12 protein-coding genes are annotated in these 13,819 nt (G+C 69.0%); 2 read left to right on the top strand and 10 right to left on the bottom strand.

The genetic code is table 11. The features are described 5' to 3' along the window. The first annotated feature begins 58 nt into the window (after positions 1 to 58). Entirely contained in the window at positions 59 to 1,264 is a 1,206-nt protein-coding gene (locus AC5W7N_RS11775; protein WP_280499675.1) for a YbfB/YjiJ family MFS transporter, read from the top strand. A gap of 123 nt (positions 1,265 to 1,387) precedes the next feature. Here AC5W7N_RS11775 and secG read toward each other — a convergent pair whose 3' ends face one another. The 3 genes from secG to AC5W7N_RS11760 form a co-directional block, all read right to left on the bottom strand. Continuing rightward, positions 1,388 to 1,621 carry a preprotein translocase subunit SecG gene (secG, locus tag AC5W7N_RS11770; protein WP_036537777.1) on the bottom strand — a complete coding sequence of 78 codons (234 nt, stop codon included), beginning with the start codon at positions 1,619 to 1,621 and terminating at the stop codon, positions 1,388 to 1,390. A gap of 95 nt (positions 1,622 to 1,716) precedes the next feature. Further along, positions 1,717 to 3,315: an MFS transporter gene (locus AC5W7N_RS11765; RefSeq protein WP_163815979.1), complete on the bottom strand. Its 1,599-nt coding sequence runs from the start codon at positions 3,313 to 3,315 to the stop codon at positions 1,717 to 1,719. Between the two features lie 385 nt (positions 3,316 to 3,700). Further along, positions 3,701 to 4,273 carry a DUF3841 domain-containing protein gene (locus AC5W7N_RS11760; RefSeq protein ID WP_280499673.1) on the bottom strand — a complete coding sequence of 191 codons (573 nt, stop codon included), beginning with the start codon at positions 4,271 to 4,273 and terminating at the stop codon, positions 3,701 to 3,703. 221 nt (positions 4,274 to 4,494) lie between these two features. On the opposite strand from AC5W7N_RS11760, the gene AC5W7N_RS11755 reads away from it, so the two are divergent. Then, entirely contained in the window at positions 4,495 to 5,289 is a 795-nt protein-coding gene (locus AC5W7N_RS11755; RefSeq protein ID WP_194990032.1) for an META domain-containing protein, read from the top strand. 240 nt (positions 5,290 to 5,529) lie between these two features. Here the strand turns inward: AC5W7N_RS11755 and tpiA are convergent, their stop codons facing one another. The 7 genes from tpiA to uvrC form a co-directional block, all read right to left on the bottom strand. Further along, entirely contained in the window at positions 5,530 to 6,315 is a 786-nt protein-coding gene (gene tpiA, locus AC5W7N_RS11750; protein WP_163815985.1) for a triose-phosphate isomerase, read from the bottom strand. Beyond that, positions 6,315 to 7,535: a phosphoglycerate kinase gene (locus AC5W7N_RS11745; RefSeq protein WP_195007053.1), complete on the bottom strand. Its 1,221-nt coding sequence runs from the start codon at positions 7,533 to 7,535 to the stop codon at positions 6,315 to 6,317. The genes tpiA and AC5W7N_RS11745 overlap by 1 nt, the downstream gene beginning before the upstream one ends. Positions 7,536 to 7,540: 5 nt before the next feature. Beyond that, positions 7,541 to 8,560 carry a type I glyceraldehyde-3-phosphate dehydrogenase gene (gene gap / locus AC5W7N_RS11740; RefSeq protein WP_163815989.1) on the bottom strand — a complete coding sequence of 340 codons (1,020 nt, stop codon included), beginning with the start codon at positions 8,558 to 8,560 and terminating at the stop codon, positions 7,541 to 7,543. A gap of 155 nt (positions 8,561 to 8,715) precedes the next feature. Further along, positions 8,716 to 9,699 (bottom strand): DNA-binding protein WhiA, encoded by a 984-nt coding sequence (gene whiA, locus AC5W7N_RS11735; RefSeq protein WP_163815991.1) that lies wholly within the window; start codon positions 9,697 to 9,699, stop codon positions 8,716 to 8,718. After that, positions 9,690 to 10,736: a gluconeogenesis factor YvcK family protein gene (locus tag AC5W7N_RS11730; protein ID WP_163815993.1), complete on the bottom strand. Its 1,047-nt coding sequence runs from the start codon at positions 10,734 to 10,736 to the stop codon at positions 9,690 to 9,692. Before AC5W7N_RS11730 ends, whiA begins: the two co-directional genes overlap by 10 nt. After that, a complete protein-coding gene (rapZ, locus tag AC5W7N_RS11725; RefSeq protein WP_163815995.1) occupies positions 10,733 to 11,686 on the bottom strand; it encodes an RNase adapter RapZ in 954 nt (317 codons plus the stop codon). Before rapZ ends, AC5W7N_RS11730 begins: the two co-directional genes overlap by 4 nt. Before the next feature lie 89 nt (positions 11,687 to 11,775). Further along, the gene (gene uvrC, locus AC5W7N_RS11720) at positions 11,776 to 13,800 is read right to left on the bottom strand and encodes an excinuclease ABC subunit UvrC (protein WP_194989867.1); all 2,025 of its coding nucleotides are present in this window, start codon (positions 13,798 to 13,800) and stop codon (positions 11,776 to 11,778) included. Between the last annotated feature and the right edge of the window lie 19 nt (positions 13,801 to 13,819).

Genomic DNA, 13,819 nt, shown 5'->3' with positions numbered 1-13,819 from the left:
TACATCGTGCACAGGAAGCATTTCACAGCGGATCGGGCGGGACCTAGCGTCGGATGTCGTGACCGCTACCTCCGAGTCGAATCCGTGGGCCCGACACGGCAGTGCGCACGGACGCCCGCTGATGCAGGCGCTGGCAGCCTGTGCCGGTTTGGCCGCTGCGATGGGCGTGGGCCGTTTCGCCTACACCCCGCTCATGCCGGTGATGATCGACGCGCAGCGCCTCGACGCCCATACCGGTGCGGTCGTCGCGGCCGCCAACTACGCGGGGTACCTGCTCGGCGCGGTCCTGCTCGCGCGTGTGCCGAAACTGCACGGTCCGACCTTCTTCCGGCTGTCGGCCCTGGCGCTGATCGCGAGCGAGGCAGTAATGGCGGTGCCGACCCCTAGTGCGGTGGCCGCGGGGTCTCGGCTGGTGGCGGGGGTGGCCAGTGCCGTGATCTTCGTCGGCTGCGCCCGCGCCGTCGCGGTGTCCGGCGGACGGCACGGTGCGGGCATCGCGTTCGCCGGCGTGGGCGTGGGGATCGCGATCACCGGGGTGCTGGTGCTCGTGGCGCGCCCGGTGGTGTCGTGGCAGGGGATGTGGGCCGGGGCGGCGGCGCTCACCGCGCTACTGCTCGCGCCCGCGATCCAGTTGCCGATTCCTGCGGGAGGCGCACAGCGGCAGACCGTCCGGCGGGCGGGTCGAAGTGCGTGGCGGTTGCTGTTGGGGGCGTACTTCCTGGAGGGGCTCGGCTACATCGTCATCGGGACGTTCCTGGTGGCGGCGGTGAGCGGGCCCGATGGTGCTGCGCTGGCGCCGCTGAGCTGGGTGATCGTCGGGGTGGCTGCGGCACCGGCGACGGTGGTGTGGGGTGCGCTGGCTCGGCGATGGCAGGCGTCGGCGCTGCTGCCGATCGCGTTGTTCGCGCAGCTGCTGTCGGCGGTCTTGCTGGCGGTGTCGAGCGGAACATGGCAGGTCGTGCTGGCGGCTGCCTTGTTCGGCGCGACGTTCATGGGGATCACGCTGCTGGCGATGGAGGTCGGCGGTGAGCTGCGTGGGGCGGCGGCGGCTGCCTCATTGACGGCGGTGTACGGAGCCGGTCAGCTGCTGGGGCCGTTACTGGTGGCGCCGCTGTTGGGTGCGGGTTACGGCGCCGCGTTCGCGGTGGCGGCCGTGGTGCTGGCGGCGGGGACGCTGTTGGCGGTCGTGGTTGCGCGGACGATCGAGCCGATGGATGGTGCCCGCACCTCACGTACCCGGGACGAGACGGTTCCGGTCGGATAGTGCGCGGCAGACGTCCGCCTCTGCGTGATGTCACATCGCCGCGGTCGCCGCAGGTCGCGACGCCACGCGGGAGCCGACTGCGATGCGCCGGTGTTCCTGGTCACGCACCGGCGATCCGGCGGATCAGGAGAACTTGATCTCCAGGCCGATACCGAGGATGGCGATCAACCAGATGAGACCGGTGAAGATGGTGACGCGGTCGAGGTTCTTCTCCACAACGGTCGAGCCGGACAGGCTGGACTGCACGCCGCCGCCGAACAGGCTGGACAGACCTCCACCCTTGGCGCGGTGCAGCAGCACCAGCAGCACCAGCAGCACGCTGGTGATGATCAGGAGGATATCCAGGAACATCCGCATGGCCGACAGTCTATGTGCTCGGTCTCCTGGCGCCGAATCAGCCCGGTTTCGCCGCCTGATCCACCGACTGCCCGGTCCGTATCTCCCGGCCGTGACTACCGCGGCGTCACCGCGACCAGGTGCGTGACGGTCCCCGGCTCATCGGCGGAGTAGCGGGCCACCGCGCTCTCGCGCAGCTGATCCTGTGCGGTGAGCCGGACCTGATGCTGCTGCATATGCTCCGACCAGGAGCGCACCACGAACGCCTCGACATAGCGGTCGACCACCCCGACATCGCGGTAGAGCCGCCACTCCATGGCGCCGGTGCGCTGGCGGGACCGGCCCACGAACACCATCGCGGCCAGGAATTCGTCGACGTTCTCCGGCGGCACGTCATAGGAGCGCAGCACCATGACCGGCCCGTCGGCCGGTGACGGTTCCTCCACCAGTTGCGGTTCCGGCCAGAACGCCGACGGCGTGAGATCGAGCGCGTCGGCATCGTGGCGGATCGGCAGCCACAGCGTGCTCAACGCACAGCAGCCGAGCAGGACCGCCGCCGCCAACAGCGCCGTCACCACCCCGAACGCGCCCGCGACCAGGCCCCACACCAGCGAGCCGATGGCCTGCCCGCCCATGAACACCAGCATGTACACAGACAGCCCGCGTGCCCGCACCCATCCGGGCAGCAGTAGCTGCATCGTCGCGTTCATGGTGGACAGCGCGAGCAGCCAGGCGAAGCCCGCGCACACCAGGAGCAGCAGCACCGGAATCAGCGCGTGTAGCAGCGCGGCGCCGACCGTCGCGGCGCCGAACATCACCGCCGCGACCGCCAGCTGCCTGGTCGGGGTGAGCAGCGCCCGGACCCGTGCCAGCGCCAACGCACCGAGAACGGCACCGACGCCGAGGGCACCGAGCATCACGCCGTAGCCGGAGGAGCCGAGGTGCAGACCGTCGCGGGCGACCACCGGCAGCAGCGCCCACAACGCGCTACCCGGCCCGACGAACAGGATGGAACGCAGCAGCACCCGCCGGATCGCCGGCGCGGCCCGGATGAACCGGGTGCCCGCCTGCAGGGCGGCCAGCGGGCGTTCGCTGGGCAGCGACCGCTCGGTGGACGGTCGGCGCCACAGGATCAGCGCGGCGACGATGGCACCGAAGGACAGCGCGTTGAGCGTGAACACCAGCGTCGGGCCCGACAGCGACACCAGCACACCCGCGATCGCGGGCCCTACCGCCCGCCCGATGTTCATGCTCATACTGCCGAGCGCCGCGACCGACGGAATCTGTTCGCGCGGCACCAGTTCGGGCTGGATGGCCTGCCAGGCGGGCGCGGTCAGCGCCTGGCCGCAACCGAGCAGGAACAGCAATGTCAGCAGGACCGCAGGCGTGGTGTGCCCGGTGGCCGTTGTGACGGCGAGCGTGGCCGCCAGCAACGCCATGGTCGTCTGCGCACCGAGCAGCAGCCTGCGTCGATCCACCAGGTCGGCGATCACGCCGGACGGGATCGACAGCAGCATCACCGGCAAGGTGGTCGCGGTCTGCACGAAGGCCACCAGTGTCGCGGCATTCGGCTGATCCACCAGGATCCACTGCGCGCCGACCGTCTGCATCCAGGTGCCGAGATTGGAGACGAGCTGCGCGATCCACAACGCCCGATACACCCGGATCCGCAGTGGCGCCCAGGTGGAAGGCGGTTTCGGCGCGGCGGTGGTCACTTGGGACAGCCTAGTCCGGGGCTCCGGCGGCGCCTCGGCGATCACCGAGCCGGGTGCTTGCGCGTCGCGGTTCGGGGTCGAATCGAGGATCGGCGAGCGAGCTCAGCACGGAACACCAGGCGGCGTCATCCGGGCAGCCTCGCCAGTCGGCACCGCGGACCCGTGACCGAACCCCGCCTTCGGCGCAGCCGGCGCACCAGTGGGCAGGTGGACGGCGTCCGGACCGGAGCTTGGGCTTCCGAGACCTGGTGATCGCATCCGCCGCACTCGACCATCGCGGTCTCCGGCGTCAGCACAGGCGCCAGTCGGATCCGGGTTCGCCACGCCCAGGAGGCGGTCTGTCCGTGACGGAAATCCAGCCCGCCCCCGGGACCGTCCTCGGTGCTCAGCCGGCGTCAACTGGCGACGGGGTGAGATCCGGGTCGGCGGCGATGCTGGCGGCGGTTTCGGCGTCCGGTGCGTAGTAGCGGCTGCGCACGACCCATTCGCGCCGCAGTTCGGGGATCACGACCTGAAGGTTGTCCCACTCGTGTTCGAGAGTGGCGCTCCAATCCATGGGCGCCTGCTCGGGTGGGAAGGCGGGACCGTCGGTGCGGCCGGCGGCGCGCAGCAGCTCCATCGTGACGCCGAGGTAGTCGTTCCAGCGGGCGTAGGAGGTGGTCATGGTGAGCGCGGCGGGCACGTCGAGCTTGATCAGATATACGCCGCGCGCCCATTGGTCGAGGCCGAGCAGACTGTTGGCGGTGCTGCGCGTCGCGCGGGGGCGCAGTGCACGGCCGGGCCAGCACCACACCGGTGCCGCACCATGGCAGGCAATGCCCCGGCGTTCCATCTCGGCGACCATCGCCCGGTAGGCCGGGCGCCAGTTCACGATCGCGTATTGCCAGTCTGCGCGGTAGACGCCGTTGTCACGCACGGCGTCGACGACTTGCGCCGCCTGCAAGGTCCACAATCGCATCAGCGATCGACCCACTCGGATGTCGAATCCGCAATCACTTGGTCCACCCCGTATCCCGTTATCGGACAGGGACGTACGGTACGGCCCGGCGTTCGCTGCGTCATCTGAATTTCGGCGATGGCCGGAATGTCGATACCCGATCGCCGCCCGCCGCAGCAGCTGGACCTGGACACCGCCCGCGAATCCCGAGTCGGCAGATCACCCGCCGGTAGGATCGCGACATGTCGGCACATCTGATCCGGTTCGGAGCGGCATTGCTGCTCACCCTCGCGGCCGCCACGGCCTGCGCGAACGACGACGCCGAGCCGGCCGGGCCCGCGCCGACGCCGATGGGCCACACCTACCTCTCCACCGAGGTGGAAGGCACCCCGATTCCCGGCGGCGGCCCGCTGACGCTCACCTTCGCCGAGGGCCGGATCTCCGGATCGGCGGGCTGCAATACCCATAGCGGCGCGGTCGAACTCGATGGCAACACCGTCAAGGTGTCGGGCCTGGCCAGCACGCTGATGGCCTGCCCCGGCGAGAAGATGGGCGCCGACGGATGGCTCAGTGATCTGCTCAATGCCTCGCCCAGCTGGCGGCTCGACGACGCCCGGCTCACCCTCGAAGGCAACAACACCACCGTGATCATGATGGACAAGGAAGTCCTGCTCCCCGACCGCCCGCTGCGCGGTACGCCCTGGGTCGTCAATGCCCTGCTCACCCCCGACGCCCAGATCCACTCACAGAAGATCGACGAACTTCGGCCGACCTTCACCATCGCCGAGGACGGCTCCCTCACCGGCTTCGCCGGCTGCAACCGGATGACCGGCTCGGCCACCATCACCGACACCCCCGAAGGCTCCGATATCGCCTTCCAGGTGGCGACCACCAGGATGATGTGCGACCCGGAAACCATGGAGGTCGAACAGGCGGTCCTCCAGGCCCTCGACGGCACCGCGCAGGCCACCGTCGACGCCGACGTCCTCACCCTGCGCAACCCCAACGGTCATGGACTGACGCTGCGGGCCCAGTAGCCGCGCAGCACCCGGCACACCTGCCCCACACAGCCGGCCAAGGCACGCCCGGCGCACCCGACACGCACCGTTCACTGCGTGCGGGATCACGCCAAGACCTCGCCGACGAACTGCGGGTCTGCGTCATCGCCTCAGCCGCTCCGCGAACCGGATCACACGCCCCTCCGAGCACGACCACGAATCCACGACAACGACTGAGGCCCACCGGGATCAATCCCGGTGGGCCTCGAGGGTCGTTGATCAGGGCAGCGGGCCACCCGCGGCGATCGCCGACAGAGTGGCGAACTCGTCACCCTTGAGCGAGGCACCGCCGACCAGCGCGCCGTCGATATCGGTCTGCGAGACCAGTTCGCCGACGTTCTTGGCATTGACCGAACCGCCGTAGAGCACCCGCACCGACGCCGCCACCTCCGGCGACGCCAGTTCGGCGAGCTCACCGCGGATCGCGCCGCACACTTCCTGCGCGTCGGCAGGAGTGGCGACCTTGCCGGTGCCGATGGCCCACACCGGTTCGTAGGCGATGACGATCTTCGAGATCTCCTCGGCCGTCAGGCCTTTGAGCGAACCCCGCAACTGCTCGAGGTTGTACTCGACGTGGGTCTTCGCCTCGCGGACATTGAGACCCTCACCGATGCACACGATCGGGGTGATCTCGTGCTTCAACGCCTGCTTGGCCTTGGCGAGCACGATCGCGTCGTCCTCGTTGTGGTACTGGCGGCGCTCCGAATGGCCGACCACCACGAAGCTGCACCCCAGCTTGGCCAGCATGGACGCGCTGATCTCGCCGGTGTAGGCGCCCGCGTCGTGCACCGACACATCCTGCGCGCCGAAGGTGACGCGCAGCTTGTCACCCTCGATCAGCGTCTGCACGCTGCGGATATCGGTGAACGGCGGGATGACGGTGACGTCGACCTTGTCGAAGTACTTGTCCGGCAGGGCGAACGCGATCTTCTGCACCAGGGCGATGGCCTCGAGATGATTGAGGTTCATCTTCCAGTTGCCCGCGATGAGCGGCTTGCGTGCCATTACGCGTCCTCCTCCAGCACGCTGATGCCGGGAAGTTCCTTGCCCTCGAGGTATTCCAGCGACGCACCGCCACCGGTCGAGATGTGCGAGAAACCGTCCTCCGGCAGGCCGAGGGTGCGCACGGCCGCGGCCGAGTCGCCACCACCGACGACGGTGAACGCGCCCTTACCGGTCGCGGTCACGATCGCCTCGGCGACCCCGCGGGTGCCTGCGGCGAAGTTGTCGAACTCGAACACACCCATCGGGCCGTTCCAGAACACCGTCTTCGCCTCGGTCAGCAGCGCCGAGAACCGATCCACCGACTCGGGACCGATGTCCAGGCCCATCCAGCCGTCCGGGATCTCGTGGGCCGGAACGACCTTCGAGTCGGCGTCGGCGGCGAACTTGTCGGCCGCGACGATGTCACGGGGCAGGTGGATGACGTCGGCGAAGCGTTCGAGCAGCTGCTTGCAGGTGTCGATCATCTCCTCCTGCAACAGCGAGGAACCTACCGAAAGACCCTGGGCGGCAAGGAAGGTGAAGCACATGCCGCCGCCGATGACGAGGGTGTCGACCTTGGGGGCCAGCGCCTCGATCACCGCGAGCTTGTCCGAGACCTTGGACCCGCCGAGCACCACCGCGTACGGCCGCTCCGGGTTCTCGGTGAGCTTGGCCAGCACCTCGACCTCGGCGGCGACCAGCGTGCCCGCGTAATGCGGCAGCAGCTTCGCCACGTCGTAGACCGAGGCCTGCTTGCGGTGCACCACACCGAAGCCGTCGGAGACGAACGCGCCGTCCTCGCCCACCAGCTCGACCAGCGCGGCGGCCAGCTTGGCGCGCTGCGCGTCGTCTTTGCTGGTTTCGCGCGGATCGAACCGGATGTTCTCGAGCATGAGCACGTCACCGTCGGTGAGGCCTTCCGAACGCGCGAGCGCGTCCTGGCCGACCACATCACCGGCGAGTTGGACATTGCGGCCCAGTTCCTCGGCCAGCCGCGCGGCGACCGGCGCCAGCGACAACTTCGGATCCGGCTCACCCTTCGGGCGGCCCAGATGCGCGGTGACGACCACCTTGGCGCCGGCCTCGACCAGCGCCTTCAGCGTGGGCACCGACGCCAGGATGCGGCCCGGATCGGTGATGGTGCCATTGTCGTCGAGGGGGACGTTCAGGTCGGAGCGCACCAGCACGCCCCGGCCCTCGACACCCTCGGCCAGCAGATCTGCGAGTGTCTTGACTGCCATCTGGGTCAGAGCGACTTTCCGACCAGGCCGATGAGGTCGGCGAGGCGGTTGGAGTAGCCCCACTCGTTGTCGTACCAGGACACGACCTTCACCTGATCGTCGATGACCTTGGTCAGCGGCGCGTCGTAGATCGACGAGTGCGGGTCGGTGACGATGTCGCTGGAGACGATCGGATCGGTGTTGTACTTCAGGATGCCCTTCAGCGGGCCCTCGGCGGCAGCCTTGTACGCGGCGTTGATCTCGTCGATGGTGGCCGACTTGGACAGGGTGGCGGTGAGGTCGGTGACCGAACCGGTGGGCACCGGCACGCGCAGCGCGTAGCCGTCCAGCTTGCCCTGCAACTCGGGCAGCACCAGGCCGATGGCCTTGGCGGCGCCGGTGCCGGTGGGCACGATGTTCAGCGCGGCGGCGCGGGCGCGGCGCAGATCGCTGTGCGGGCCGTCCTGGAGGTTCTGATCCTGGGTGTAAGCGTGGATCGTGGTCATCAGGCCACGCTCGATGCCGAACTCGTCGTTGAGGACCTTGGCCAGCGGGCCGAGGCAGTTGGTGGTGCAGGAGGCGTTGGAGATGATGTTCTGGCTGCCGTCGTACTGGCTGTCGTTGACACCCATGACCACGGTCAGGTCTTCGCCCTTGGCGGGCGCGGAGATGATGACTTTCTTGGCGCCTGCGGCCAGATGACCCTTGGCCTTGGTGGCGTCGGTGAAGATGCCGGTGGACTCGACCACCACGTCGACGCCGAGATCGCCCCACGGCAGGGCGGCGGGCCCCTCCTTGATGGCCAGCGCCTTGATCCGCTGGTCGCCGACCACGATGGTGTCCTCGCCGTCGAGCGACACGTCCTGCGGCAGCCGGCCCAGGATCGAGTCGTACTTCAGCAGGGTGGCCAGGGTCGCGTTATCGGTGAGGTCGTTGACCGCGACGATCTCGATGTCGGTGGTGCCGAGCGCCTTCTGCGCCTCGACCGCCCTGAAGAAGTTACGGCCGATACGACCGAAGCCGTTGATGCCTACCCGGACAGTCACGTTATCGCTCCTCAGCTTTTCAGCGGATTCATTCCGTCTCTACCTACAGTAGTGCCCGGCCGTAACCCCGCGGACATGCACCTCACGATTGCGAATCCGGTGAGGTGCGGCCCGCGAACGACCGAACGCGGGCCGGTAGAACCGGCCCCGCCCGCTCAGGCTTCGTCGAGCAGTTCGGCGGTCACCGCCGATTCGGTATCGGGCACGCCGAGCTCCTTCGCGCGGCGGTCGGCCATCGACAGCAGGCGCCGGATACGTCCGGCCACAGCGTCTTTCGTCATCGGCGGATCGGCGAGCTGGCCCAGTTCCTCGAGCGAGGCCTGGCGATGCTGCACGCGAAGCTTGCCCGCCGCGGCCAGATGATCGGGTACCTCGTCACCGAGGATTTCCAGGGCCCGCTCCACCCGCGCGGCGGCGGCGACAGCGGCGCGCGCCGAGCGGCGCAGATTCGCGTCGTCGAAGTTGGCCAACCGGTTGGCGGTGGCCCGCACCTCCCGGCGCATCCGGCGTTCTTCCCAGGTCAGCCGGGTGTCCTGGGCGCCCATCCTGGTCAGCAGCGCGCCGATGGCCTCGCCGTCGCGCACCACCACCCGGTCGGTGCCGCGTACCTCGCGCGCCTTGGCCGAGATGCCGAGCCTGCGCGCCGCGCCCACCAGCGCCAGCGCCGCCTCCGGCCCGGGGCAGCTGACCTCGAGCGCCGAGGAGCGCCCCGGTTCGGTGAGCGAGCCGTGCGCGAGAAACGCACCACGCCAAGCGGCTTCGGCGTCGCCGACGCTGCCGCCGACCACCTGGGCAGGCAGCCCGCGCACCGGACGGCCGCGCACGTCGAGCAGGCCGGTCTGGCGGGCCAGCGCCTCGCCCTCCTTCGACACCCGCACCACGTAGCGCGAGGTCTTGCGGAGCCCGCCGGCACCGAGAACGTGCACGTCGGAGCCGTAGCCGTAGAGCTCGAAGATTTCGCGTCGTAGCCTGCGCGCGATCGAGCCCATATCCACCTCGGCCTCGACGATCACCCGCCCGCCGACGATGTGCAGCCCACCGGCGAAGCGCAGCAGGGCGGACAGTTCCGCCTTGCGCGAACTCACCTGGGACACCGCGAGCCTGCTCAGCTCGTCCTTCACTTCGGCTGTCATCGCCACGAGACGCGCTCCTTTCCACCCAACCCGGACCGCACATCCTGACCCATGTGCCGTCCCTCGACTCGAAGCCCTGACATGGTCGGCCGAGGTTCCCGGATCAAACGATCCAGTGCGGCGGCAAGCTTTCCGGGATGGTGCCGGTCTGTTCCCGCGTCGGCGACATCGGAAAAGACTACCCGCGCTCGCAACTGTTCGGCCGCTCTTGCCACATGTTCACGCTCTCTGCCCTCGGGCACGCAGCCGGAATCGACCAAGACATCGTCGACCGCGAAATCCGGTGCGTGCTGGGACAATACATGCAGATGGCGTTCGGCGGAGAATCCTGCGGTCTCGCCCGGCTCGGCGGCCAGATTCAGGACGAGCACTTTGCGTGCTCGGGTGTAGACCAGCGCGTCGTGCAGCTCGGGGACCAGCACATGCGGGATCACACTGGTGAACCAGGAACCGGGGCCGAGCACCACCACGTCGGCGTGTTCGATGGCCGAGGTGGCCTCCGGACTGGCAGGCGGGTCGGACGGGATCAGCCGCACCCGCCGGACCTTGCCCGGGGTGGTCGCCACCGCCACCTGCCCGCGGATGCAGCGACTCACCCGTGGGTCGGCCTCCAGCCCGGATACGTCGGCCTCGATATCGAGGGCGATCGGCGACATCGGCAGCACCCGCCCTGTCACTCCGAGCAGCGCCGCGACCTGGTCGAGTGCGGCCACCGGATCGCCGAGTACCTCGGTGAGCCCGGCCAGGATCAGGTTGCCGACCGAATGCCCGGCCAGCGCGCCGGTGCCGCCGAAGCGGTGCTGCACCGTGCGGGTCCACACCCCGTCGGCATCGGCGGCCAGCGCCGCCAGCGCCATCCGCAGATCACCCGGCGGAGGCACGCCGAGCTCGGCGCGTAATCGGCCGGAGGAGCCGCCGTCGTCGGCGACGGTCACCACCGCACTGATGCGGGTGGTGAGCCGCCGCACCGCGGTCAGCGTCGCGTACAGACCGTGCCCGCCGCCGAGCGCGACGATGGCGGGGTTGGCATCCCATCCCGTCATTCGCGCCCCAGATCCCGGTGGACCACGCGCACCACGTCGACGACCCCGTCGGAGTCGGTGCGCAACGATTCACCCAACGCTTCCGCGATCGCCACGCTGCGGTGCCTGCCGCCGGTGCACCCCACTGCCACCGTCATGTATCGCTTCCCCTCTTGGCGGTAACCGTTCGTGACCAGGTCGAGCAGGTGGTGGCAGGTACGCAGATAGTCGTCCGCGCCCGGACGCGTCAGCACGTACTCGCTGACCACCGACTCCTGTCCAGAATGTTCCCGCAGTTCCGGTATCCAGTGTGGATTGGGCAGAAAACGCACATCCAACACCATGTCGGCGTCCAGCGGTACCCCGTACTTGAAACCGAAGGACTGCACGGTCAGCTGCAAGGCTGCCGAGGCGCCGCCGCCGTAGGCTTCTTCTAGCTTGCGGTGCAGCTGGTGGATGGACAGCTCGGTGGTATCGATGACGACGTCCGCGGCGGCCTTGACCGCCGAGAGCCGGATCCGCTCCGCGGCGATGCCCGCCGACAGCGTGCCGTCGGCGCTCTCGCTCTGCAAGGGATGGCGGCGCCGGGCGAATCCGAACCGGCGGATCAGCACGTCGTCGGAGGCTTCCAGGAACAACACCCGGGTCTTCACACCGCGCGCACGCAGCTGCTCGGTGACCACCGAGAGATCGCCGGTGAAGAACCGGCTGCGCACGTCCATGACCAGGGCCAATCTCCGGATCGGCGGATCAGCGGCGGCGCCGAGCTCGACCATGCGCCCGATCAGTTCGGGCGGCAGATTATCGGTGACATACCAGCCGAGATCCTCGAGCACCTTGGCCGCGGTACCGCGCCCCGCTCCGGACAAACCGGTCACCAGAACGACCTCTACCTGCGCACCAGCGGGCCCGCCGCGCGCTGCGGCGGGCCCGGGGGCATGGCCGCTGCTGTTCGATTCGACGCGTGTCATGTACCACCGGATCTGTTGTCTGGATGCCTCTCGATCTTGTCGCACCGAATTCGGTACCCGGTGCAGTTACACAACGTACGCGACCGGGGCTAATCTCCGCGCAAGGCGGCCAGCACCGCCTGGGCCGTGGCGACCCCGATACCGGGCACTTCGGTGATCTCCTCCACCGTTGCCTCCTTCAACTTGGCGACCGATCCGAAGTGCGTGACCAGCGCGGTTCGCCGGGCAGCGCCCAATCCGCGCACCGAATCCAGGGCCGAGGCCGTCATCCGGCGCGAGCGTTTGCTGCGGTGGAAGGTGATGGCGAAGCGGTGCGCCTCGTCACGTACCCGTTGCAGCAGGTAGAGCGCCTCGCTGGTGCGGGGCATGATCACCGGGTCCGGCTCGTTGGGCACCCATACCTCTTCGAGGCGTTTGGCCAGGCCGATCACCGCGACGTCGGTGATACCGAGTTCGTCGAGCACCTCCGCGGCCGCGGCGACCTGCGGTGCGCCGCCGTCGACGACGTAGAGGTTGGGTGGGTAGGCGAACTTGCGCGGTTTACCGGTCGCGGGATCGATCCCCGGCAGCGAGGTCGGCGCGTCGTCGATGTGCTCGGCGGGGGCGCCTTCGGGGGCGGTGGGGGTGTCGAGCTCGACCCGTTCGGCGGCGTCGCGTTCGCGGCGCAGCCGGCCGAAGCGGCGCCTGGTGACCTCGGCGATGCTGCCGACGTCATCGGATCGGCCCTCACCGGCGGCTTCCTTGATGGTGTAGTGCCGGTATTCCGATTTGCGTGGCAGCCCGTCTTCGAACACCACCAGCGAGGCGACCACATCGGTGCCCTGCACATGGCTGATGTCGACGCATTCGATGCGCAGCGGCGCGGTGTCCAGATCCAGGGCATCCTGAATGTCTTGCAGCGCGGCCGATCTGGAGGTGAGATCACCGGCGCGGCGCAGCTTGTGCTGGGCCAGGGCCTCCTGGGCGTTGCGCTGCACCGTCTCGGCCAGCGCCTTCTTGTCGCCGCGGCGCGGCACCCGCACCTGCACCGCCGAGCCCCGCAGCTGCGACAGCCACTGCTGCACCTGCTCGACATCGGCGGGCAACTCGGGCACCAGCACCTCGCGCGGCACCACGGTGGGTTGTTCCTCGGCGCCCTGGGCGGCGACGGCGGCCTGCTCACCGTAGAACTGGGTGAGGAACTGCTCCACCAGCGCGGCCATCTCGCCACCGGCCTCCGGCACGTCGACGGCGTCACCGGATTTGTCGACCACCCAGCCGCGCTGACCGCGGACCCGGCCGTCCCGCACATGGAAGATCTGCACCGCCACCTCGAGCTCGTCGGTGGCGAAGGCGATCACGTCGGCGTCGGTGCCGGTGCCGAGGACCACGGCCTGCTTCTCCAACGCTCGGCGCAACGCTTGCACGTCGTCGCGCAGGCGGGCGGCGGTCTCGAAGTCGAGGTCGTCGGCGGCGGCGTGCATGCGTCGTTCGAGCTCGCGAACCATGCGGTCGGTGCGCCCGGCGAGGAAGTCGCAGAAATCCTCGACGATGCGGCGATGCTCCTCGGCGCTGACCCGGCCGATGCACGGCGCCGAGCATTTGTCGATGTAGCCGAGCAGGCACGGGCGCCCGATCTGGCTGTGCCGCTTGAACACTCCGTTGGAACAGGTGCGCGCGGGGAACACCCGCAGCAGCAGATCGAGGGTTTCCCTGATCGCCCAGGCGTGCGCGTAGGGCCCGAAGTAGCGGACGCCCTTCTTCCGCGCGCCGCGGTAGACGAACAGCCGCGGGTACTCCTCGTTCAGGGTGACCGCGAGCACCGGATACGACTTGTCGTCGCGGTAGCGGACGTTGAAGCGCGGATCGAACTCCTTGATCCAGTTGTATTCCAGCTGCAACGCCTCGACCTCGGTGGAAACCACCGTCCACTCGACGCTCGCCGCGGTGGTGACCATCTGCCGGGTGCGCGGATGCAGTGAGGCCACGTCGGCGAAGTAGGAGTTCAACCGGGAGCGCAGGCTCTTGGCCTTGCCGACGTAGATGACGCGCCCGTAGGAATCCCGGAACTTGTACACACCGGGTTCGACGGGAATCGTGCCCGGCTTCGGCCGGTACGTCGCGGGATCTGCCACCTGCCCAGCCTATCGACGC

The organism is Nocardia sp. CDC519, assembly GCF_059509835.1.
This window is presented reverse-complemented; position numbering and strand designations above follow the sequence as displayed.

Coding starts and splice junctions, on each gene's coding strand:
- tpiA (WP_163815985.1), bottom strand. CDS start 6,315: ATGGCACGCAAGCCGCTCATCGCGGGCAACTGGAAGATGAACCTCAAT.
- AC5W7N_RS11760 (WP_280499673.1), bottom strand. CDS start 4,273: ATGCGATTGTGGACCTTGCAGGCGGCGCAAGTCGTCGACGCCGTGCGT.
- AC5W7N_RS11730 (WP_163815993.1), bottom strand. CDS start 10,736: ATGACGGGATGGGATGCCAACCCCGCCATCGTCGCGCTCGGCGGCGGG.
- rapZ (WP_163815995.1), bottom strand. CDS start 11,686: ATGACACGCGTCGAATCGAACAGCAGCGGCCATGCCCCCGGGCCCGCC.
- secG (WP_036537777.1), bottom strand. CDS start 1,621: ATGCGGATGTTCCTGGATATCCTCCTGATCATCACCAGCGTGCTGCTG.
- AC5W7N_RS11755 (WP_194990032.1), top strand. CDS start 4,495: ATGTCGGCACATCTGATCCGGTTCGGAGCGGCATTGCTGCTCACCCTC.
- AC5W7N_RS11745 (WP_195007053.1), bottom strand. CDS start 7,535: ATGGCAGTCAAGACACTCGCAGATCTGCTGGCCGAGGGTGTCGAGGGC.